21 protein-coding genes are annotated in these 23,836 nt (G+C 36.1%); 6 read left to right on the top strand and 15 right to left on the bottom strand.

The genetic code is table 11. The features are described from left to right. Position 1: 1 nt before the first annotated feature. Positions 2-1,447 carry a rhamnulokinase gene (gene rhaB / locus HNR32_RS06585; protein WP_183860921.1) on the bottom strand — a complete coding sequence of 482 codons (1,446 nt, stop codon included), beginning with the start codon at positions 1,445-1,447 and terminating at the stop codon, positions 2-4. 281 nt (positions 1,448-1,728) lie between these two features. On the opposite strand from rhaB, the gene HNR32_RS06580 reads away from it, so the two are divergent. After that, positions 1,729-2,484, top strand: a complete 756-nt coding sequence (locus HNR32_RS06580; RefSeq protein WP_183860919.1) for a DeoR/GlpR family DNA-binding transcription regulator — start codon at positions 1,729-1,731, stop codon at positions 2,482-2,484. Between the two features lie 32 nt (positions 2,485-2,516). On the opposite strand, the gene HNR32_RS06575 is transcribed toward HNR32_RS06580, so the two are convergent. Both HNR32_RS06575 and HNR32_RS06570 read right to left on the bottom strand, forming a co-directional pair. After that, a complete protein-coding gene (locus HNR32_RS06575; RefSeq protein ID WP_183860917.1) occupies positions 2,517-3,221 on the bottom strand; it encodes a flagellar brake protein in 705 nt (234 codons plus the stop codon). A 222-nt stretch (positions 3,222-3,443) separates the two neighbouring features. Beyond that, a complete protein-coding gene (locus tag HNR32_RS06570) occupies positions 3,444-3,989 on the bottom strand; it encodes an NADH peroxidase (RefSeq protein WP_183860915.1) in 546 nt (181 codons plus the stop codon). A 509-nt stretch (positions 3,990-4,498) separates the two neighbouring features. On the opposite strand from HNR32_RS06570, the gene HNR32_RS06565 reads away from it, so the two are divergent. The 3 genes from HNR32_RS06565 to HNR32_RS06555 all read left to right on the top strand — a co-directional run bounded on the left by HNR32_RS06565 (position 4,499) and on the right by HNR32_RS06555 (position 7,761). Then, positions 4,499-5,071 carry a DUF3793 family protein gene (locus HNR32_RS06565; RefSeq protein WP_183860913.1) on the top strand — a complete coding sequence of 191 codons (573 nt, stop codon included), beginning with the start codon at positions 4,499-4,501 and terminating at the stop codon, positions 5,069-5,071. A 34-nt stretch (positions 5,072-5,105) separates the two neighbouring features. Next, a complete protein-coding gene (locus HNR32_RS06560) occupies positions 5,106-5,540 on the top strand; it encodes a flavodoxin domain-containing protein (RefSeq protein ID WP_183860911.1) in 435 nt (144 codons plus the stop codon). Positions 5,541-5,772: 232 nt separating this feature from the next. Then, a complete protein-coding gene (locus tag HNR32_RS06555; protein WP_183860909.1) occupies positions 5,773-7,761 on the top strand; it encodes a methyl-accepting chemotaxis protein in 1,989 nt (662 codons plus the stop codon). A 52-nt stretch (positions 7,762-7,813) separates the two neighbouring features. On the opposite strand, the gene HNR32_RS06550 is transcribed toward HNR32_RS06555, so the two are convergent. After that, positions 7,814-8,311, bottom strand: a complete 498-nt coding sequence (locus tag HNR32_RS06550) for a hypothetical protein (protein ID WP_183860907.1) — start codon at positions 8,309-8,311, stop codon at positions 7,814-7,816. Positions 8,312-8,403: 92 nt separating this feature from the next. Beyond that, positions 8,404-10,110, bottom strand: a complete 1,707-nt coding sequence (locus HNR32_RS14350) for a methyl-accepting chemotaxis protein (protein WP_183860905.1) — start codon at positions 10,108-10,110, stop codon at positions 8,404-8,406. A 181-nt stretch (positions 10,111-10,291) separates the two neighbouring features. Between HNR32_RS14350 and larE the strand changes: the two genes are divergently transcribed. Further along, the gene (larE, locus tag HNR32_RS06540; RefSeq protein WP_183860903.1) at positions 10,292-11,095 is read left to right on the top strand and encodes an ATP-dependent sacrificial sulfur transferase LarE; all 804 of its coding nucleotides are present in this window, start codon (positions 10,292-10,294) and stop codon (positions 11,093-11,095) included. A 236-nt stretch (positions 11,096-11,331) separates the two neighbouring features. Beyond that, complete coding sequence (uraA, locus tag HNR32_RS06535; protein WP_183860901.1) at positions 11,332-12,603, top strand: uracil permease; 1,272 nt, start codon at positions 11,332-11,334, stop codon at positions 12,601-12,603. Positions 12,604-12,645: 42 nt separating this feature from the next. On the opposite strand, the gene HNR32_RS06530 is transcribed toward uraA, so the two are convergent. From HNR32_RS06530 to HNR32_RS06485, 10 genes are all read right to left on the bottom strand, one after another. Next, complete coding sequence (locus HNR32_RS06530) at positions 12,646-13,560, bottom strand: dihydroorotate dehydrogenase (RefSeq protein ID WP_183860899.1); 915 nt, start codon at positions 13,558-13,560, stop codon at positions 12,646-12,648. Then, a complete protein-coding gene (locus tag HNR32_RS06525; RefSeq protein WP_183860897.1) occupies positions 13,553-14,326 on the bottom strand; it encodes a dihydroorotate dehydrogenase electron transfer subunit in 774 nt (257 codons plus the stop codon). The genes HNR32_RS06530 and HNR32_RS06525 overlap by 8 nt, the downstream gene beginning before the upstream one ends. Next, positions 14,313-17,540, bottom strand: coding sequence for a carbamoyl-phosphate synthase large subunit (gene carB / locus HNR32_RS06520; protein WP_183860895.1), 3,228 nt, complete (start codon positions 17,538-17,540; stop codon positions 14,313-14,315). The genes HNR32_RS06525 and carB overlap by 14 nt, the downstream gene beginning before the upstream one ends. A 2-nt stretch (positions 17,541-17,542) precedes the next feature. Beyond that, on the bottom strand, positions 17,543-18,610 hold the full coding sequence (locus HNR32_RS06515) for a carbamoyl phosphate synthase small subunit (RefSeq protein WP_183860893.1): 1,068 nt from the start codon (positions 18,608-18,610) through the stop codon (positions 17,543-17,545). A 131-nt stretch (positions 18,611-18,741) separates the two neighbouring features. Continuing rightward, positions 18,742-20,031 (bottom strand): dihydroorotase, encoded by a 1,290-nt coding sequence (locus HNR32_RS06510; RefSeq protein WP_183860891.1) that lies wholly within the window; start codon positions 20,029-20,031, stop codon positions 18,742-18,744. Beyond that, positions 20,015-20,974, bottom strand: a complete 960-nt coding sequence (locus HNR32_RS06505; RefSeq protein WP_183860889.1) for an aspartate carbamoyltransferase catalytic subunit — start codon at positions 20,972-20,974, stop codon at positions 20,015-20,017. The genes HNR32_RS06510 and HNR32_RS06505 overlap by 17 nt, the downstream gene beginning before the upstream one ends. 174 nt (positions 20,975-21,148) lie before the next feature. Continuing rightward, complete coding sequence (locus HNR32_RS06500; protein WP_231038129.1) at positions 21,149-21,775, bottom strand: lytic transglycosylase domain-containing protein; 627 nt, start codon at positions 21,773-21,775, stop codon at positions 21,149-21,151. Beyond that, positions 21,768-22,382, bottom strand: a complete 615-nt coding sequence (gene coaE, locus HNR32_RS06495; protein WP_183860887.1) for a dephospho-CoA kinase — start codon at positions 22,380-22,382, stop codon at positions 21,768-21,770. Before coaE ends, HNR32_RS06500 begins: the two co-directional genes overlap by 8 nt. Before the next feature lie 15 nt (positions 22,383-22,397). After that, complete coding sequence (gene mutM, locus HNR32_RS06490) at positions 22,398-23,225, bottom strand: DNA-formamidopyrimidine glycosylase (protein WP_183860885.1); 828 nt, start codon at positions 23,223-23,225, stop codon at positions 22,398-22,400. A 20-nt stretch (positions 23,226-23,245) separates the two neighbouring features. Then, positions 23,246-23,653 (bottom strand): hypothetical protein, encoded by a 408-nt coding sequence (locus tag HNR32_RS06485; RefSeq protein WP_183860883.1) that lies wholly within the window; start codon positions 23,651-23,653, stop codon positions 23,246-23,248. Positions 23,654-23,836 lie beyond the last annotated feature (183 nt).

The raw sequence follows: 23,836 nt of genomic DNA, 5'->3' as shown, positions 1-23,836 counted from the left end.
CTTATCCCACACTCCTAATATTATTAACTTCAAATGAAAATTCATTATTGTTTACTTTTTTTACTGCAAAAGACTTAGCAATTACCCTGCGTGCTTCCGGCAAATCACTAAATTCACCTGCTTTGAGCATTTGTGCTGCAATATTGCCTATCGCTGTCGCTTCTACCGGGCCGGCATAAACATCTTTTTTGGTATAAAATGCTGTAAGCGCATTAAGAAATCTATCCTGGCAGCCACCACCGATAACATGTATATCTTTATGACAACTGCCCGTCATTTCCTCAAGTTCCTGTACTACATCACTGTAACATTTAGCCAAGCTGTTATATACACAAAACAGTATTTCACCTTCAGTCTGCGGTACCGGCTGTTTTGTCTGCTGGCAGTAATTACGGATTGCCTCACTCATGCTTGCCGGTGCCAAAAAACAATCAGCAGTAACATCAACAGTCGATTTAAAATACCTTCCTATATAAGCCAATGTAAATAATTCCTCAAACGTATAAGCATGCTTAAATTCCTTACGCAGCGACTGCATCATCCACATTCCCATTATGTTTTTTAAATAACGATAGCGATGGTGATAGCCTCCCTCATTGGTAAAATTATGTAATCTGCTTTTTTCTGTACAATCAGGTATTAATCTTTCAATCCCCATCAATGACCATGTACCGGAACTCAAATAAATATCATCTTCATTATTTGACGGTACAGCCATTACTGCTGAACCAGTATCATGCGTAGCAGGCAATACCACCTCACAGGAAAAACCCAATTGTTTTTTCATTGCTTCACTAAAATTGCCAACTGTTTCTTTAGGCATATATAATTTACCAAATATATTTTTCGGCAAGCCCAGCATATCGATTAATTCCCAATCCCAATCCCGTGTATCAGCATTTACTAATTGGGTCGTTGTGGCATTGGTATATTCATTTTTTATTACATTGGTTAAGCGGTAATTCAAGTATTCCGGTATCATAAGAAAATGTTTAGCTGCCGCCAATAATTCCGGCTGTTGTTTTTTTAAGGCATATAAATGATATATTGTATTTATAATCATTTTTTGGATGCCATTGCGTGCATATAATTGTTTTTCATCAATTATTTTATAGACTTCTTCATCCATCCCAGCAGTGCGGCTATCACGGTAACCAACAGCATCACCAAGCATCTGCATATTTTCATCGAGCAGGACAAAATCAACTCCCCAGGTATCAATACCAATACTTTTGGGCAGACGATTAAGTTCTTTACATTTTTTTATGCCATTTACTACTTCAGCAAATAATCGCTCCATATTCCAGCAAAGATGATTATTTTTATTTTCTAATTCATTAGTAAAGCGATAGATTTCTTCCAAGCGCATTTTGCCATTTTCCTGCCAGCCTAAAATATGGCGTCCACTGGAAGCACCAATATCTACAGCCAAATAATAATCAGTCACAAATTACACATCCTTTACATTATATTAAATTTTCAGTTTTTTTATAAATAAAAAAAAGACCAGCATCCTAAAATGTTAAATTTATTATGTTTTTATGTTGTTTTTTCTTCTTTTATCTTTGTTAATGTAATAATAGCATTCGTAAATATACTTGTCAATATTATTTTATGTTTTTATGTTGTTTTTTCTTTATTCTATCTAGAACAATCTTTATTTGATGATAATAATATAGTATTATATAATAAAGATATTATCTCATACTAGAAAAATGGAGAATAATTATGCTAGGAATAGAACGCCGTGAGAAAATCCTCACTATAATACAGCAAAACCATAAAGTCTATGTAAATGAATTAGCCTTAACATTTGATGTAACTGAAGAAACGGTTCGCCGTGACTTGGAAAAGCTTGAAAAAAAAGGCCTATTGCAGCGCAGCTATGGCGGTGCTGTTCTAAAAAAACATACCTATGATGATATTTCCTTTGTACATCGCAGCAATATTAACCAAAGTGAAAAACACAAAATCGCAGAAAAAGCCTGTCTGCTCATCAATAACAATGATTCCATAATGGTTGATGCCAGTACCACTTGTTTGGAGGTAGTTGAATTATTAAAAAATAAAGATGATTTAACTTGGATAACAAATTCTATAAAAATCGTCTACACCCTAGTTAATAATAATGCCAAAGTAATTGCCTCCGGCGGTGTTTTACGCAATAATTCCTATGCCTTAACCGGCGCTGATGCTATAAAAACACTTGATAATTACTGTGTTGATATCGCTTTAATCGGCTGTAAGGGTATTTCACTTGAGCATGGTATAACTGAATCCAATGAAGCAGAAAGTATTATAAAAAGAAAAATGGTCGAACAAGCAAGAATAACAATTCTGCTTATTGACCATTCCAAATTTAATAATAATGGTTTTGCCAAAACCATTGGCTTTAATGATATTCAGTATGTAGTAACCGATAAATGCCCTGATGATAACTGGGTTGAATTTTTTAAGAAAAAAAATATAAAATTAATTTATTAATACTTTAGGAGACAGTTTATTGAAGCTGTCTCCTAAATATTATCAAATTTTTTCTTTTGACTGCGATTTTCCCGCATCTGTCTAAAAACAAAATGATTAATTTTCTCCTGTACCGCAAAAGGCATTGCTGTAAAAGTAACGGCAATCATATATTTGCCGTATTTTTCATTAACTTCCTTACATCTTATGACCTCAGCTTTTTGGCGATAGTGGCGTAATTTAGGTGAGGCAAATTCCATATCGATCATTATACTTAGGCCCGGAACCATGAATATATCACTATAAAAAGCCAAACCACCACCGCTTATATCAACCGTTTTAACCTTATGCAAATCAATGAAAAAATTTTTTATCAATGACTCTATCTCACGATTTTCTTCTTTATCTATGAGCAACACAATAATATCTCGTTCCATATTTGTACGCACAAATTCTCTTTGTTGTTCTTTGTTTATCTTAGTAGGAAATTTTAAGCCAACTGTAATACGTTTTCCCACATTTATATAAGAACATTTTTCTATAAAAGTATATACTTCCTTCTTTGTATTTATCCTAACAAATACACTATCATTTTTTTCAAATGGCAGTTCATTAATTTTATCCTGTGCCAAAACAAAGTCTATTTCGCTATTCATTATCACTTCTATTTTAGCTTCAAAGTATTTTCTTGTACCGGATACCGCCCGTAACTCCACTTTCAGAGCCTTTTCCAAAATTTCTTTTATACTCATTTCCATAATAATGCACTCTTTCATCTTAAAAATAAATAATTATTGATATTTCAGTACTACTTTTAAAAACGAAATCCAACATATTAGGTTACAATAGTGTTTATATTCTATTTTATTATATATAATTCCTTGAAAATTAACTAAAAAAATAGACACCACTTAATGATGTCTATTTTTTATGCTGTATGCATAGAGGGAAAATTTATTTATTTAAATTGGAGAATTTAATCATTTATCAAAATAACGTTTAAGCAAACCGTTAAAACCACAGCCATGACGAGCTTCATCTTTAGCCATTTCATGAACAGTATCATGGATTGCATCAAGATTTAATTCTTTAGCCAATTTGGCTAAATCAAGCTTACCCTGGCAAGCTCCATGTTCAGCAGCTACACGCATTTCCAGATTTTTCTTGGTGCTGTCTGTAACAACTTCACCAAGGAGTTCAGCAAATTTAGAAGCATGTTCAGCTTCTTCAAAAGCATAGCGTTTATAAGCTTCAGCAATTTCCGGATATCCTTCACGTTCAGCTACACGACTCATTGCTAGATACATTCCTACTTCAGAACATTCACCAGTAAAGTTTTGACGAAGACCTTCAACAATACGTTCATCAACACCCTTTGCTACACCTACACGATGTTCATCAGCAAATACTAATTCGCCGGCTTGTTCGACAAATTTACTAGCTGGAGCTTTACAGATTGGACATTCTGCTGGAGCACTTTCACCTTCATAAACATAACCACAAACACTGCAAACCCATTTTTTCATAATAACTTCCTCCATTTTATGTATTATATTTTAGCTATTATTGCATCTAAGATTACCATTAATTTCTCTTTCCTTCAGATGCATGTGATTTATTATTTTAATCAATCACTAAGCTGTTCTTGCTTTCAACAGTTATTATTATAATAAGTATCACCTATTTTTAAAACCTTTATTTTTAGCTATAATTATATATTTTTATATAAAATACTTCTATATACTATTATTTTTAACTTTTATTATAAATATTTACTTTTTTTTAGTTTTTTTTATTTTTTAATAATTATTATCCCGTTAAGAAATATTTAATACACAGTATTTATTTTTTATTTCATAAATTAACTATTGTAATAACAGCTTTTTGTAAAGTTATACACATATTTATCCACTTATCAACAAGTTTTATACAAAACATGTTGATAAGTTTTTTTATTTTTATTGCAAATTATTATCATTACCATTATAATAATATTGTAATTGAAAACTATTCTCATTGTTTTGGAGGACTTTTTATGGACTATTTTCAGCACTTTGAACAGTTATTAGCCTTTCACTCCGCCCCTACTTTAGCTGGTATTAAGACCGGCAGTTTGATATCCATTAATAAACAGAAATTGAAAAATTTCCAGCAGATTAAACAAAAATATTCCAAATGTCTAAAATGCAGCAATGTATATATGTTCACTGTCTCTGATTCAACTAATTACCGCTTACTTTTAATCTATAATAAAGATAAACTAAGACAGCTGCTCAGCCAAAAATCTATTCAGGAATTTCTACAAAGTTATGGCTATAAAGATTTTACTAACATTTTAGCCTGCCTGCGTTACCTTAAAATCCGCATGCTTTTACAAAAAGGCTTTCCCCATGAGATTGGCATATTTTTAGGCTATCCCTTAGCCGATGTTAAGGGTTTTATTAAAAATAACGGGCAGAATTTCAAATGTTGCGGTCCTTGGAAAGTATATGCCGATTTAGCTGCTGCTGAAAAATTATTTTCTCAATATGCCCAATGCTCACAAAGATTTTGTAAATGTCTTGCTAATGGCTTCAGTCTGGAAGACATAATCGGCCAGGCTGTCTAATTATGAAAAACAACTATAAGAAACGAGGATTATTATGGAAAAAATAGCAATTATTTATTGGAGCGGCACCGGCAATACCCAAAAAATGGCCACGGCTATAGCTGAAGGTATCAATGAAACATCAGCTGCATGTGAAGTTTTCAGTAGTAATGATTTCCCAATTTCACGCATCGCTGATTTTAATAAAATAGCCTTTGGCTGTCCGGCTATGGGAGCTGAAGAATTAGAAAGTGGTGAATTTGAACCACTTTTTAACGTATTGCTACCCCATCTCGCTCATAAAAAAATTGCCCTATTTGGTTCGTATGATTGGGGCGATGGTGAATGGATGCGTATATGGCAAAATCAGGTTGTCAACGAATCCAACGCTATTCTCTTTGATAATAAAGGCTTTATTGTACATAATACACCTGCTGAAAATGATTTACATAATTGTAAAAATTTTGGGTTGCTATTTGCTCAATCTTAAATATCCCACATAACAAATTTACATCATCTATAGTGATTTATATTATTTTTATTTATATTTCACTATAGATTTTTTTGTATTTTATGATAAATCCATTAAATTATTGTAAGAATATAGACATTACCATAAAATTATAATAATATATAGATAATAACTAAATATTATTAGTCAAGGAAGACTAGGTATAAGTATATAGCCAAGTCTTTTTTTTATACCAAAGTGAGGGATATTTATGAATTTAAAACGAAAAATGACCTTGATTATTTCCGTATTGATGGCACTAATTGTTATTATTATATCTGCTGTAGCATATTTTTATACGGAAAGAATGCTAAAAACACAAATCGAAACACATGCCAAGGAAGTTGTTATCGCCAACAGCAATAAGCTTGATGGCTGGCTGGCCAGCAAGGCTGCCGTTTTAACAGCAACCTCCGCCACTATTAATCAGCTTACCTTAAACAGCCCCATAACTTTTCCTATGGTCAGCGGTTTTAAATCTGCTGATGACAACATCAGTGATTTATATTTTGGCAACGCTGCTGATGGTTCTATTGTTGATGGATCGGGCTGGACACCACCAGCTGATTTTGACGCCCGCACTCGTTCCTGGTATAAGGATGCTGTGACTGCTGGCAAGCTTACATTTGGCGAACCTTATCTTGATGGCGTAACAAAAAAAATAGCCCTTCCAATATGTATGCCAGTAAAAGACAGCAATGGTCAACTGCGCGGCGTATTATCAGAAGATGTATTAATCGATACAGTACTAAAAACGGTAAATGCAATTAAGCCATTTGAAGGCAGCTTTGCTTTCTTAATAAATAATAAAGGCACTTTGATGGCCTATCCTGATGAAAAAATAATTAATAAAGATATAAAATCCATAGATAGTATAAAACCATTAACTGCTGCATTAAATGCCACTAATTTTACAAATCAAAAAAGTGGATTAACTACTTACACCATTAACGGGCAGGAACTTTTACTGATATACGAAAAAATTCCTTCTACCCAATGGGTTTTAGGCATTAACATCCCTACTTCCGTAGCTTATGCGCCGCTTAATACATTAAAATGGATATTTGTAATCGGAACTATTATTGCTCTGCTGCTGGTAGTCTTTATAACCGGCCTGTTAGCAAAAAAATTCACTGACCCCATAGCTGTTTTAGCCAATCATGTTGAAAAAATATCCAATGGTGATTTTACCGAAAAAATAGAAACAATCAGCAATGATGAAATTGGTCTGCTTGGTAACAGCTTTAATACTATGCGGGAACAATTAATAACTCTTATTAAAAAAATACAGGAACATTCTGAACATATTGCTGCTTCTTCGGAAGAATTGACAGCCAGTGCCCATCAAACAGTTGATTCTGCCAATCAGGTAGCTGATTCCATTACCAATGTTGCCGGCGGCATCAGCAGACAGACGACTGCCACCGACCAGGTATCGCAGACTGTAAATGCTATGACTACTACCATTGAAAAAATTGTAAGTGACAGCATCAAAGTTGCCGATGAATCCTCTAAGGTAGCTAATTATGCCAATGACAGCAGTGCTAATGTCGACCTTATGGTTAAAAACATGAGCGAAATTGAAACCTCAGTACAAAATTCCACCAATGTTATCATCCAATTAGGCGAACAATCAAAAAAAATTGGTCAAATAACTGAGACTATTTCCAGCATAGCCTCACAAACCAATCTGCTAGCCTTGAATGCTGCTATTGAAGCAGCCCGTGCCGGCGAACAGGGCAAAGGCTTTGCTGTTGTTGCCGAAGAGGTACGTAAACTGGCTGAAGAAGTCCAGCAGGCCGCTCAGGAAATCTCTGAAGAAATTCTCAGGGTTCAGCAAGACACCCAAACTGCTGTCACTACAATGACCAGCGGCAATGAAAAAGTAAAATCCGGAGTGGACAGCGTAAATGTTGTCAGTGAAAATCTAAAATCAATTGCCAGCTTGATCCATACCAGCAGCAGCGGCATTAAAAATATTCATTCGTCCTTGAAAATAATTGCTGATCACAGCGAAAATTTAAATCATGCTACTAAAGATATTGATAGAGAAAGTAAAACTAATACCGATGAATCACAAATGGTATCGGCAGCAGCTGAAGAACAATTAGCTGCTATGGATGAAATAGCCACTGCCAGCCAGAGTTTGGCTCAAATGGCTCAGGAATTACAACAGGCTATCGGCGTATTTAAAATTTAACTCTCAAAAAAACTAGGCCACTACACATTTATTGTGCAGTGGCCTAGTTTTTTTATGTATGATCTTTTAAACTTTGATTATTTTCCTTAGCATATTTCATAAGATATTGGCAGATTCGTTCCTCATCACTGCTTTTTCCAATATCATTCCATATATTGCGATGTACTGTTCCCAACATTCTTCCATCATTGGTAAAAAATGATATATCCCCCTGCCATAAATTATTATTATTTATATCATACTTATACTGCCCTACGGAATATGTCATCGTTGTCCAATCAATATTATTATTAATTTGCTGCAGTATTGTTATTGTATCCTGCGGATTCCAATAAACTTTTTGCGCCAAAAATACAATTACATTTTTATCGATTTTGCTTGTTTTTTCCTGATTTAAAATTGCCATCTGTCCATAAGCAATAGTGCTGCTATCAAAATAATAACGATAGGCGTCAGTAGTAATTATTTTTTGCCAGCGCATCTGTGCCAAACCAGTACTCAGCAGCGTCAGCATAAAAACAGCCGTTAATATAAATATTTTCTTCTTCATAAGCAAATCTCCATATAAACATATTTTATTATACTTTCGCCATAATATATTTATATCCTGCAAAATCCCACTAATCTGCTTTAATATCGCTATTATACTTTAAATATATTAATCTGACTGTTAAGCTCTTCTATCATTTCCGCTAAAGAATTACTGGAGTTAATAATTTTTTCCAGCGAAAATGATTGTTTATTTACTACTTCTTTCGTTATTTCCATTTGATTATTTACATTACTGACTTCCATATTAATTCTCCCTACACTTTTTTGCACATTTTGTGATGATGCCGCTAAATTGCTTATAGTTTTTGCTGTCTTAACAATATTTTCTGACATTTCATCGCTTACCAATGCTAAGATTTCAAATGATTTACCTGATTTATGTATACCGGCTGCACCTTGTTTTATTTCCTGCGTATTTATCTGCATTATATTAATCGCATTATCCGTCTCGGAAATTATATTATTTATAATAGTTTCAATTTGCCTTGATGCCTGCTGTGACTGTTCTGCCAACTTGCGTACCTCTGCCGCCACTACAGCAAATCCCTTACCAAGTTCTCCAGCATGTGCCGCTTCTATTGCTGCATTCAATGCCAATAAATCTGTCTGATTGGCTATATCTGTTATCGTATCAATTATTTTACCTATCTGCTGGGAATTTTCCCCCAACAGCATAATTTTTTGGGCTAGTTTGCTATTTGTTGTTGTTATTGAGTTTATTTGCTGTATGGAATTATCAATATTTACTGTACCGATTTGCGCTGTTTGCACTGATTTATCTGCTGTTATCACTATATTCTCTGTATTATTGCTTACTATCTCCATATCATCTGCCATTTTATTTATCAAATCTGCCGTATCACTTATACCGGCCGTCTGTTCATTTACTGAAGCTGACACTGACTCTACCGCGGTGTTTACCTGCCTGAGTAACTCTGCCGTATGTGCCGATGTATCTACTATCTGCTGTGAGGTCTGTGCCGTCTTATATGCTGTCGCCTGCATCATTTTTATTAAATTACCAATTTTATCCAACATGATATTATATGAATTAGTTATTCGCATAAATTCACCGCTGCCTGCATACTGCAGACGCAGTGTAAAATCTCCCTGCGAATTTTTTTCCGTTGTATGTAAAAATATATTTATAAATTTGTTTATGTATTTGCCAAATATGATACCTATAATAATAGTAATTATAAATACTATTGTTATACCGCCAATAACTGCCATAACAGCTTTTTTATATTCTTTTTCGCCTGCCTGTACTGTTACATTTACAGCGCCTTCATTCAACTGCTTAAAAGTTTCTGCTAAAGTTAATAATTTACTATAGGCCTGACCTAATTTCCCTGTATTTGATAATTCTCCTGCCATCTTATTATCATCATAATTATTATCCACCGCCTGTTTGGTGAGTTTTTTATACTCAGCCCATATTTTTTCTATATCCCCCAGCTTATCTGCTTGATTTTTATGAGCATAGCGTTTCATTAAATATATATGCCTATCTATTTTTTTGCCATTTTCTTCTATATCTTTTACTATATATTCCTTTACCGCTGAAGAACTCTTATCGCTTTTGCGTTCCCATAATAATTTATATGTATCAGCTTTGTATTTTTCGAGTAGTTGTACTGTTTCCTGCATAGTCGTCATTTCTGGCAGATTATCAGTTGCTACTATCTGCAAATAATTATTTACTGTTTTTAAGCAAAATACTGCATAACCGCCCACACATGCCGTAAAAAAAATTATAACTGCCAGGCTAAGTGCTAATCGTACTTTTATGCCCACATAAATCCCCCTATTACAATATATTATTTATCTAATATTATATATAGTGGTAATTCATTTTTTATTAAAAAAAAGTTAATTTTTTCTTAATTTTATTATTACTGCCAACATTAATAGATTGTAATAATCATATTTTAGTTATACAATAATAATTATGAATTTATTATTATCGAGGTGTTATATGGATAAATTTACCAATTTAGTCAATATATTAAAAAATTATAAAAAAGTTGTTGTTGCTTTTTCCGGTGGTGTCGACAGCTCAGTCTTAAGTCAAGCCGCTTACATTGCTTTAGGTGATAATGCCCTTGCCATAACCGCTGATTCACCGCTATTGCAAAAAGATGAAAAAAATGATGCTATTGCTGTTGCAAAAAAAATTGGCATAAAACATATTATTATGCCCAGTGATGATCTGGCTTCACCGCAGATAGCTGCTAATGATAAAAATCGCTGCTACTACTGCAAGAAATTTCGTTTTACTAATATGTGCCAATGGGCTAAGGACAATGACTTCCCCTTTATTATTGAGGGCTCTAATATTGACGATAAGGGCGATTATCGTCCCGGCATGCGAGCCATTGCTGAATTACATGATATGGTTAAATCGCCATTTTTAGAAGCCAATATCAATAAACAGGAAATTCGCCAGATAGCTAAAAAATACGATTTACCAGTTTGGAATAAACCCAGCCAAGCCTGCCTTGCCTCCCGCCTTGCTTACGGCTTAGAACTTAATTCCGAACGACTTAAACAAGTAGATGCTGCTGAAGCTTTTTTACGCCAGCATATTGATGGGCAAATTCGTGTGCGCCATCATGATAATCTTGCCCGTATTGAAATAATGCCATCAGAATATCCCAAATTATTAAATGAAGAGCTACGCAGCCAAATATATAATAAACTGCATGAACTAGGCTTTACCTTTGTGACCTTTGATATAAATGGCTATAAAATGGGCAGCCAAAATGCTGCTGTATTGTAACTTTATATAATTATCTTCCTATATAACCTTGTTATTATTGTTTCTTTATGGCAAAATATATAGAGCAAATATATTAATTGATATAGCATTGATTTTAACCAGTATATACGAATTGCCTTGGCTTAAGTATTATTCTACTTAGTCCAAGGCAATTCTAATGTCATTATTGATTTTTTTTATTATCTGCCTAAAATCATATATTTGCTTGATAAAAATTTTTATAAAGGAAGTAGATTATGAAGAAGTACTATGACGTTGAGGAAAAAGTTCCTTTACTGCAAGGCATTCCTCTAAGTTTGCAGCATTTGTTTGCCATGTTTGGCTCTACCGTTCTTGTTCCCTTTTTATTAAAAGTAAATCCGGCCACGGCTTTATTTATGAATGGTGTAGGCACTATCTTATACCTTGTTATTTGTAAAGGTCGTCTGCCTGCTTATTTGGGCTCAAGCTTTGCTTTTATATCACCGGTATTAGCTGTTCTTGCTGCCAGCAATATGAGCTATGGTGATGCTCAGGGGGGCTTTATCGCTTTTGGTTTATCTTTCGTAATCTTATCATTTATAATTAAAAAAACCGGCACAAAATGGATTGATTTTATTCTGCCGCCAGCCGCTATGGGCTCAATTGTTGCCGTCATCGGCTTGGAACTGGCACCACTTGCTCTTAATATGTCCGGTTTTATCCCTAATCCATCTTCTGCACCGGCCATTCCGACGCATTTAGCAATGATTGCTTCAATGTTTACTTTACTCGTGACCATTTTAGCTTCAGTATTAGGCCGTGGTTTCATTGGTATTATTCCTGTACTCATCGGTGTTGTTGCCGGCTATATCATGTCTTTTTGCTTAGGCATCGTGGACTGGTCACACGTCCAAAGTGCACCATGGTTTGCCGTTCCTACTTTTTATGAACCTAAATTCAATCCCAGCGCTATAATGATGATAATGCCGGCATTATTCGTTGTTTTCGCTGAACATATCGGTCATCTGTTTGTTACCGGCAGTATTGTTCATCGTGACCTTATAAAAGATCCCGGACTACATCGCTCTTTATTTGCCGATGGTCTTTCCAATATTATTTCTGGTTTTGTCGGCTCCACCCCTAATACAACTTATGGTGAAAACATGGGTGTAATGGCTATAACCCGTGTATACAGCGTCTGGGTTATTGGTGGTGCTGCCGTATTTGCTATTGTCTTTTCCTTTATTGGTAAGGTTTCCGCTATTATCCATGCTATTCCTGTCCCTGTAATGGGTGGAGTCAGCATTTTACTATTTGGTATTATCGCCTGTTCCGGTATTCGCATGCTTATCGAAAAACAAGTTGATTATACTAAATCCAAAAATATGATTCTGACAGCCGTAACTATGGTAAGCGGTTTAAGCGGTGCTGCTTTGACAATCGGACCTGTTCAATTAAAAGGTATGGGTCTGGCAACAGTCTGCGCTATTGTATTAAGTATCTGTTTCGGTATCTTTGAAAAACTCAGTATCGATAATGAAAACTGATATATAAAAAAGGGGCATCCGGTTTTTCCGGATGCCCCTTTTTTATGCCTGCAATTTTCCCACTATTTGTTTTATATTGGTCAGATTTTTTTCTTTTAGATATTTTTCTAAATCATCATATATCTTATTTATTATATCAGGCTGAACAAAATTAGCTGTACCTACAGCTACAGCATCAGCGCCAGCCAGCATAAATTCGATGGCATCAGTCGCATTCATTATGCCGCCCATACCAATTATTGGCAGTTTTACCGCCTGTCGCACCTGCCAAACCATCCGCAAAGCTACCGGCTTAACAGCAGGTCCTGATAAACCACCAGTTATATTGCCTAATACCGGTTTCCATGTATTTACATCTATCGCCATGCCCATAAGTGTGTTTATCAGTGAAATAACATCGGCTCCGGCTTTTTCCGCTGCTTTAGCCATCATAACAATATCAGTAACATTCGGTGATAATTTTATAATCACTGGTTTATTGGTATTTTTTTTGGCTGATTCAATAACACGTGACATACTATCCGGTTCCACACCAAATGCAATGCCGCCTTCTTTGACATTAGGACACGATACATTAAGCTCTACCGCAGCCACATCAGGTACATCAAGCATTTTTGCCAACTCACCGTATTCTTCGACAGTATTGCCGGATATATTAACAATTACCGGGCAGTTATATTTTTTTATTCTTGGCAGAATATCCTGTAAAAATGCTTCTACGCCAGGATTTTCCAAACCAATACAATTAAGCATGCCAGCTGGTGTTTCAGTAATTCTGACACCTTTATTACCGCTGCGCGGTTTTAATGTCGTACCCTTTACTACACTGGCACCGAGCTTATTAAAATCGACAAAATCAGCAAATTCTTCACCAAAGCCAAAGGTTCCTGATGCTGTCATTATTGGTGAATTCATTTTTATACCGGCAATTTCCGTTTTTAATGATATATTACTCATTAAAAAATACCTCCTGACTGACAAATACCGGACCATCCTTGCAGACTTTCTGCCGTCCCCTGGTAGTTTCTATCGTACAGGATAAACATGCGCCAAGACCGCAGGCCATGCGTTTTTCCAGTGACACTTCACAAGCGATATTATGCTGTTTAGCAATTTCAGCCACGCTTTTCATCATGATTTCCGGCCCACAGACAAATATTTTATCATAAGCTTTTTTTGCCAATACATCCGGTAGATGCTGTGCTGTAAAACCTTTTAATCCCATGGAGCCATCATCAGTCGTAATAATATTTTCAGCCGTTATATTATCATACATTTTTACCGGCCAATCCATTTCAGCCGCATTTTTACAGCCCATTAATATATCGGCTTTACCTTTAAATCTTTTAGCCAGTAAAATCAATGGTGCAATACCGAGTCCACCGCCAACTAATAATGGTTTTTGACAATCGAGATTAAAGCCATGACCTAATGGTGCTAATATATTTACAGTATCGCCACATTGCACACGGGTCAGTCTTTTTGTCCCTTTGCCGATAGCCCGATAAATTAAGATAATTCTCGTACCATTTACATCGGCAATACTGATAGGGCGGCGCAATAATATTTCGCCGTCCGGTACCTGCAGCTGGACAAATTGTCCGGCTGCATATTGTTCAGCATCAGTAAATATATCTATATCCAGCAGATAAACATCATTTGAACCTATCTGCTCATGTCTTATCACTTTGCCATCAATTAATTCATGCTTAGGCAAGGTCATCACCGCCACCTACATAATCCTGTAATGCTAATGTATAGACAAGACGACGTTCACGCATAAATGATAGTACGCGCAGTACCTGCCATGCTGTATCAAGTGCTGTCAGGCAGGCTATGCCATGCTCAACAGTGGAGCGGCGTATTTTAAAACCATCAGTAGCTGATGACTGGCGCGGCTCTAATGTATTTATTACCATATTTATCTGACCGGCCTTAATCATTTCCAGGATATCGCCCTTACTTTCATGCACCTTGCCAACAACATCAACATCAATGCCCATTTTTTCAATGGATTTAGCAGTTCCCTTGGTTGCTACCAATTTAAAGCCTAAGTCCGAGAAGGCTTTAGCTAATTGCTGCATTTCATCCTTATCTTTATTAGCCACTGTAAACAATATCGTTCCTTCGGTTGGTATATTCATACCAGCACCCGTTATTGCTTTATACAGTGCTCTTGAATAATGGTAATCAATCCCCATAACTTCCCCGGTTGATTTCATTTCAGGTCCGAGTGAGATATCAACATCCTGCATCTTGGCAAAGGAGAATACCGGCGCTTTAAGTGCTACATATGGTTTTGGCGTAACAAGACCAGAATGGTAGCCCATCTCTTTTAAAGTATGTCCCAATGCTGCCTGTGTTGCTACATTTACCATGTTAATATCCGTAACTTTACTTAAGAATGGTACTGTTCGGCTTGAGCGTGGATTTACTTCAATTACATATACTTTTTCATCAACAATTACATACTGTACATTCATAAGGCCTTTTACATTAAGTCCCAAAGCCATACGCTTGGTGTAATCAACTATTGTATAAATTACACGGGCTGATAAAGTCTGTGGCGGATATACAGCAATACTGTCACCGGAATGGATACCAGCACGTTCAATATGCTCCATGATTCCCGGTATTACTACATCAGTACCATCACAGATGGCATCAACTTCAACTTCACGTCCCTGCATATAATGGTCAATAAGAACAGGATGTTCCGGTGAAGCCTTTACTGCTCTTCCCATATAATCGCGCAGTTCATCTTCATTATAGACAATTTCCATAGCTCGGCCGCCTAATACATAAGATGGACGGATTACACATGGATAGCCGATTTCATTACCAGCTTTGACCGCAGCATCTACATTGGTGACACTTTCACCACGCGGACGCGGTATATGGGTTGCTTCGAGCAATTCATCAAAGCGTTCTCTGTCTTCAGCTCTGTCGATATCATCAACTGATGTACCTAATATTTTTACACCGGCTTTTTGCAATGCTCCGGCTAAATTAATTGCAGTCTGACCACCAAACTGGACAATAACACCTTCTGGTTTTTCCTTATCGATGATATTAAGTACATCTTCCGGTGTCAATGGCTCAAAATAAAGTCTGTCTGAGATATCAAAGTCAGTACTTACTGTTTCCGGATTATTATTGATAATAATCGCTTCAATGCCCATTTTACGCAAAGCCCATACCGAATGTACCGAACAGTAGTCAAATTCTACCCCTTGCCCGATACGGATAGGACCGGAACCAAGTACTACTACTTTTCTTTTATCAGAAGGCTGTACTTCATCTTCCTGCGCATGGAAGGTTGAATAATAATAAGGTGTAGCCGCTTCAAATTCCGCTGCACAGGTATCAACCATCTTATAGCATGGATGTATCTTCATTGATTTGCGCAGATAGCGTATATCAAGCATATCCTTACTGGTAAGTTCAGCTATTGAACGGTCAGCCAAACCGACATTTTTAGCAGCTGTCAGTAAGTTTTTAGTAAGTTCCTGCGATTTTAATTTATTTTCAACATCAATTATATTTTTTATCTTTCTGATAAACCACTTATCGATTTTAGTTACAGTATTTATCTCATCAATCGTTGCAATATTACGGCGTAGCGCTTCAGCTATAACAAAAATACGTTCATCATTTATAAGTTCAAGATTTTTTACTACTGTTTCATTATCCCACTGGTCGATATGTTCCATTGATAAACGATGTACACCAATTTCCAAAGAGCGTATTGCTTTTAAGATTGCCCCTTCAAAATTTCGGTCAATTGACATTACTTCGCCGGTAGCTTTCATCTGGGTTCCCAGTGTATGGTCAGCTAATACAAATTTATCAAACGGCCAGCGTGGGAATTTAACTACGCAGTAATCAAGTGCCGGCTCAAAGCAGGCTTTTGTTTTTTCTGTTACCGCATTAGTTATTTCATCAAGGGTATAGCCGATAGCTATTTTCGCTGAAACTTTAGCGATTGGATATCCGGTGGCCTTAGAAGCAAGTGCCGAAGAACGGCTTACACGCGGATTTACTTCAATAACTATATAGTTATTGGTCTTAGTATCAAGAGCATATTGGGCATTACAACCGCCTTCGATACCAAGCTCTCTGATAATACGCAATGAAGCTGAGCGCAGCATTTGGTATTCATGGTCGGTAAGTGTCTGTGATGGTGCTACAACAATACTATCACCGGTATGAACACCTACCGGGTCAAAGTTTTCCATGTTGCAGACAGTAATGCAGTTATCATTGCCATCACGCATAACTTCATATTCAATTTCTTTCCAGCCGGCTACGGAGCGTTCAATAAGTACCTGGCCAATCATACTGTATTTTAAGCCGCGGATAACTGTTTCTCTTAAATCTTCTTCATTATCAGCGATACCGCCGCCAGTTCCGCCCATAGTATATGCTGGTCTGACAATTATCGGATAACCGATTTCATTAGCAAATTTTACAGCATCTTCTACAGTTTCAACAATAGTACTTTCAGGAATTGGTTCACCAAGTTTTTGCATTGTTTCCTTGAACAATTCACGGTCTTCGGCTTTTTTAATAGCTTCGAGCGGTGTTCCCAATAATTCCACATTGTATTTTTTGAGTACGCCGGCTTCATGTAACTGCACAGCCAGATTAAGTCCGGCCTGTCCGCCTAATGTTGCCAATAAACCATCAGGTCTTTCCTTACTGATGATTTCTTCAAGGAATTTTACCGTCAATGGTTCTATATAAACACGGTCAGCAATATGGGTATCTGTCATTATTGTTGCCGGATTACTATTTACGAGTACTACTTCAAGTCCTTCTTCTTTAAGGGCACGGCAAGCCTGTGAACCGGCATAGTCAAATTCTGCCGCCTGTCCAATAATTATTGGGCCGGAACCGATTACCATTACTTTTTTTAGATATTCTTTTTTTGGCACGATTATTTTGCCCCTTTCTTCATCATTGCAATAAATTCATCGAATAAATAGGTGTTATCATCTGGTCCTGGTGATGCTTCCGGATGATACTGCACTGAAAATAAAGGCAGCTCATTATGGTGCATTCCTTCTATTGTTTCGTCGTTCATGGATATATGCGTTATCGTAAACGGTAATTTTGCCAACGATTTTTCGTCAACGGCAAAACCGTGATTTTGCGATGATATATAAACGCGGCCGCTGCGTAAATCTTTTACCGGCTGATTGGAACCACGATGACCGAATTTTAATTTATAAGTATCGGCTCCACTAGCCAAAGCGATAAGCTGATGACCAAGACAGATACCAAATACAGGTTTTTTGCCGATTAATTGTTTGATTGTTTCTACTATATCAAGAACATCCTTAGGATCCCCCGGGCCATTTGATAAAAAGATGCCATCAGGATTAAGTGCCATGATTTCTTCCGCACTGCTGCTTGCCGGAACTACTGTTACTTTACAGCCGCGTTCATGCATAGATACCAAAATATGTCTTTTTACACCAAAATCCATTGCCACTACATGAAAACCATCATTATCCATTGTATATTGTTCAGGTGTAGTTACTTTAGCTACAGTGTGGGCATCCAAAGGTACTGCCATTAATTCATCGCATTTTTCCTTACAGGTATCTTCGGCTACAATAATACCTTTCATCGTGCCAGCTGAGCGCAAGCGACGAGTCAGGGCTCTTGTATCAACATTATAAAGACATGGTATTTCATTTTTATTTAAAAACTGACTTAGTTCATTTTCTTTTTGCCAATTACTGCCAACATCGCATAATTCCCCAATTATAAAACCATTAGCAAAACATTTACGACTTTGATTAAATTTGTCAGCCGTACCATAATTGCCAATAAGCGGATAAGTAAGCGTTATAATTTGTGAGCAATAAGATGGATCTGTAAGTATTTCCTGATAACCAGTCATGCCTGTATTAAAAACAACTTCACCTGTAGCCAGTCTATCGCCTAATAATTCACCAGTAAAAACGCTGCCGTCTTCCAGAATCAATTTACCTTTCAAATAGAGCACCTCCGAGATTTAGCTATTCATTTGCTATTGTTCTTTTTATAAATATAGCTTCGCTGCTCCATAACCAAGAACATATAGTACATGAATAATAATTTATATCTGTATTTATATTTTTTACTTCTTTATTTTATAATTATACCATTTTGCATAATTATTCGTCCAGCTACAATTGTAGAAATTGCTTTACCTTTTAATTTTCTGCCGACAAATGGTGAATGTGACCCCTTTGTATAAAATTTATCTTTATCCACTGTCCATTCTAAATCAGGGTCAATAATCGTTATATCAGCAACAGCATCTTTACTTAATGTTCCCTTGTTAAGACCAAATATCTTAGCCGGCGCACTGCTCATTTTTTCAATAATAAGTGGCAAATCAGCTTTACCTGTATGGTATAAATCTGTCAATAACACGCCCAGTGCAGTTTCGAGTCCCGGAAAACCACTTGGTGCATATTTATATTCCCGGTCTTTTTCTTCAACTGCATGCGGTGCATGGTCAGTAACTATCGCATCAATTGTTCCATCAAGCAGACCATTAAGTACAGCATTTACATCACTATCAGTACGAAGCGGTGGATTTACTTTAGTTGAAGAATCAGCCAAATTAACCATATCTTCAGTCATTGTTAAATTATGCGGCGTAGCTTCTGCTGTCACCTGTACACCGCGTTTTTTTGCCTGGCGGACAAAATCAACGGCATTTTTTGTACTGATATGAGCAATATGGATAGGTGCCTGAGCATATTCTGCTAACAAGATATCACGCATTACTGCTATATCTTCGGCAACGGACGGACGACCCTTCATCCCAAGCATCGCACTTTTATGACCTTCATTCATCGCGCCATCTTCTACTAACGATGTTTCTTCAGCATGAGAAATTATTATTTTATTGAAGGTTTTTAAATAATCCAGACCATTAAGCAATACTTTAGCTTTATCAACATAATGACCATCATCAGAAAAAGCAATGGCTCCAGCCTCAGTCATATCGCCTACTTCAGCCAGTTCTTCACCTTTTTGTCCTTTAGTTAATGCCCCAATTATTTCTATATTTACTACAGCTTCTTCTTTAGCTTTTTCCTGTAAACCTTTTATTAAGATAGCATTATCAATAACAGGTTTGGTATTAGGCATAGTTGCTATGGTAGTATAGCCCCCAGCAGCTGCGGCTCTTGAACCTGAAGCTAAATCTTCTTTGGCTTCCTGACCAGGTTCACGCATATGCGTATGCATATCAATAAGTCCTGGTGTTACGATTTTTCCGGCAGCATCTATTATTTCGGCATCATCAGCTTTTATATCCTTGCGAATTTTGCTTATTTTACCATCTTCAATTAATATATCAGCAACTTTATCCATTTTATTGGCAGGATCAATTATCCGTCCGCCTTTAATCAATAATTTCATTATTTTTTCCTCCTGTCAAAATAAGTGTTAAAAGAGCCATTCGTACAGCTACGCCATTTTTAACCTGTTCCTGTATAGCTGAATTAGCGCTGTAAGCAACACTTGGAGAAATTTCCCAGCCTTTATTCATCGGACCTGGATGCATTACCAATACATCTTTTTTAGCCAGAGCCAGTCGTTTATCATTAAGTCCGAATATGCGTGCATATTCTCTTGTCGATGGGAATAAGCCTGATTTTTGTCTTTCCATCTGTATTCTTAGTACATTTATTACATCAGTATTTTCAATAGCATCTTCAATACGGTCATGTATGAAAATACCTTTTTCTTCATAAAGGTATCGCGGTATAAGTGTACGCGGGCCAGCCAAATGTACTTCGATACCCATTTTTCGCATTCCCCAGATATCGCTGCGTGCTACACGGCTGTGCAAAACATCACCGATAATCGCACATTTTAAACCTGTAAAATTACCTTTATACTGTTGGATCGTAAATAAGTTAAGCAATCCCTGCGAAGGATGAGCATGAGCACCGTCACCAGCATTAACTATTACCGGTGATACAACATTGGACGCATATTCCGGTGCACCCTCAGCTTTATGGCGCATTACAATGGCATCTACTCCCATATCCTCAACGGTTAGAAGTGTATCGCGCAGGCTTTCACCTTTAACAATACTGCTGGAGCTGGCTGTTATATTTATTACATCAGCACCAAGGTATTTTCCTGCTAATTCAAAGGAAGTACGTGTTCTGGTGCTTGGCTCATAAAATAAGTTTACGATGGCTTTGCCACGTAATGCCGGAACTTTTTTAATATCACGATGAATGATATTTTTCATTTCCTTAGCCGTTTGTAATACAAGTTCAATCTCATCTGGTGTAAAATATTCTAATCCTAAAATATTTTTTCCTCGCAACGAAACATTCTTATTTTCCAACTTATTCGCTCCTCTTTTTTTATATACAAAAAAAGCTTTCTCATGCGCAAGGCATAAGAAAGCATAGCTATCCCGTAAAAAGTCTCTTAAACTCCCTTTCAACCTCGCTGGATTTTATTAAAGGGTCATATTATGTTGCTAAAATAATAGCACATATAGACTTTAATTGTCAAATTATTCTTTTGGCTCTTTTTCATATAATTTTTTGTAAGAGCTCTTATTTTTTAGTACTTTTTGCACATAAGTACGTGTTTCCTCATAGGGGATTTTTTTATAGTCATTAAAACTGCTGTCCCAATGATATATGTCCTGCCAATGTTCAATCTGCCCATGACCGGCATTATAAGCAGCAATTGCTAATATTTCATTAGAATTAAATTCTTTCATTAAAAAGGATAAATACCATACACCATAATGAATATTCGTCTCTGGATCATAGAGCTTAGCATCATTATATGATTTATCATTGATATTTTTCGCTATCCATTGACCTGTTTCCGGCATTATCTGCATTAGCCCAATAGCGCCGCGATGTGATTTGGCTTTGGGAACGAATTTACTTTCAGCTAAAATTATTCCCGCTACTAAAGTATTATCCATATTATATTTTTGAGCATATTTATCGACTATTTGCGCATAAGGATAAGGGTATAAATATTTTTTTTCAATAGATTCTATTACCTTAGTCTGCAATCCAGCATATATTCCTGCAAAAATAACTGCTAAAAACAGCATGAGAATAATAAATCCCTGCATTACAGGCCGCACATAGCTTACTGAAGACTCTACATTATTATTCATTATAAAACCCCAAGCGTTTTTTTAATGAACGCCATAATCTTTGTGTATTTTTTCTGTTTACAGCCAGTACATTTCCTGTATCAATTACCCGATCAGCCATTTGCATTTTTTGCTGTAATGACATCTGTGATCTTATACGCTGACGGGCTTCAACATAAGTATAATTATTTCTCTGCCGCAACCGCTTAATCTGTGTTTTTTTATCTATATACACTACCCATTTTTCATCAACATTTTTATCCCAGCCGGTTTCAAATAATAATGGTACGTCTATTACCACTATTTTTTCCCCCTGCTGCTGTAAATTTTTTAATTGCTGCTCTATTTCCTGCCAAATCAACGGATGGCTTATTTCATTTATCCAGGCCTTTTCTTTACTATCATTAAATACAATATTGCCAATCATTCGCCGATTAAGTGTATTATCACTTAATAATATTTTTTGTCCAAAGTGCTCATAATAAGCCTGCCATAAAGCTTTTCCCGGCAAAGCCAATGCATGGGCAATAGCATCAGCATCAATAATTACTGCCCCTGCTTCACGTAAAAATTTACCTATAGTTGTTTTTCCGCAGGCTATGCCGCCTGTAAGTCCTATCTTATACATCCTGTATCCTTAATCTTATGACTTTTGACATTTAGGACAAAAACATGTTCCTCGTCCAGCCACTTTAATTTTTTCTATTATTGTACCACATTTACGACATTTTTCTTTTTCCCGGCCATATACAAATAAATTATTTTGATGCTGACCCTTTTTGCCATCGCCATCGACATAATCGCGAAAAGTAGTCCCCCCATCACGAATGCCATCAGCAATAACTTTATTAACCGCATTGTATAATTTAATAAATTTATCAGCAGGCACCATATTTGCTTTAATTTCCGGATATATACCAGCTATAAATAAAGCCTCATCAACATAAATATTACCTAAACCAGCAATATTTTTTTGATTTAATAAAAATGATTTGATTTTGCTGTTATTATTTTTTAGCTTTTTTTCTAAATATTCTAAGGTAAATTCAGTTGATAACGGCTCCGGTCCTAATTCATATAACCCTTTTATTTTACTGATTTCATCTTTATTTATACAATGAAGTGTTCCCAGTGTTCTGGTGTCAGCATAAATAAATTTATCACCATTATCAAGTTCGAAAATAACTCTTTTGTATTTATCTTCATTTATATCATTACTACTATAACAAAGCCTGCCTGTCATGCGCAAGTGAAAAACAGCTTGAGCTGCATTAGACATTTTCATTATAAGATATTTACCACGTCTTTGCATAGCAATTATCTTTTGTCCAATAAGCATTTTTTTGTATTTTTTCGGCTCAGGATATTTAATAAGCCGTGGCAGTAATATATCAATGTTTTTTATAGTGCGTCCGGCAATTTTATTATTTATTGTTTTTCTTATTGTTTCTACTTCAGGCATTTCCGGCATATCTATTCAATTCCCTTTTACTATTTAATAATTTTATTTACATAATCTTTTACATTAGTTATCTGCACTATCTGCCAATTACCAGATTCCGACTTTTTCATTAATAAATCTATTGTCATCTCTTTTTTGGCATCAGGCATTGCTATTCTTAGACCGATATTGGCAGTATCACCATTTTCTTTTACATATTCAACATTCTTAAATTTAATATTTTTTAAACCTATTTTTTCATTTATTGATGCATTTTGTATTAACGGCTGTTCTGGCGAACTTATTTTTGGCTGCTCCTCATTTGCCCACTTACCAGTTTTTATATAAGTATTTATTTCATTTTTTAAATTATTTACGGCTAATGGCTTAGCCATCTTTATAATTCCCTGAGCCAATCCCTTTAACGGACTGTTCATAATCATTGTATCTGCATCCATGTAAGCGGAAAAGTAATCATCATAGCCCTTCTGAACCTCCCACGACTAAAGTCGCGGGGTTCCTGTTTCACAGATAGTTGCGCAAAATTCACGTCTTACATTATCTCCACAGGCTATCCCCGTAGTTCCTACGGTTCTTATATATGTTATTACACTGCTGTGTTTAAAATTCTTAATCCTTCA

Source organism: Pectinatus brassicae, from assembly GCF_014201835.1.
GTDB lineage: Bacteria > Bacillota > Negativicutes > Selenomonadales > Selenomonadaceae > Pectinatus > Pectinatus brassicae.
This window is presented reverse-complemented; position numbering and strand designations above follow the sequence as displayed.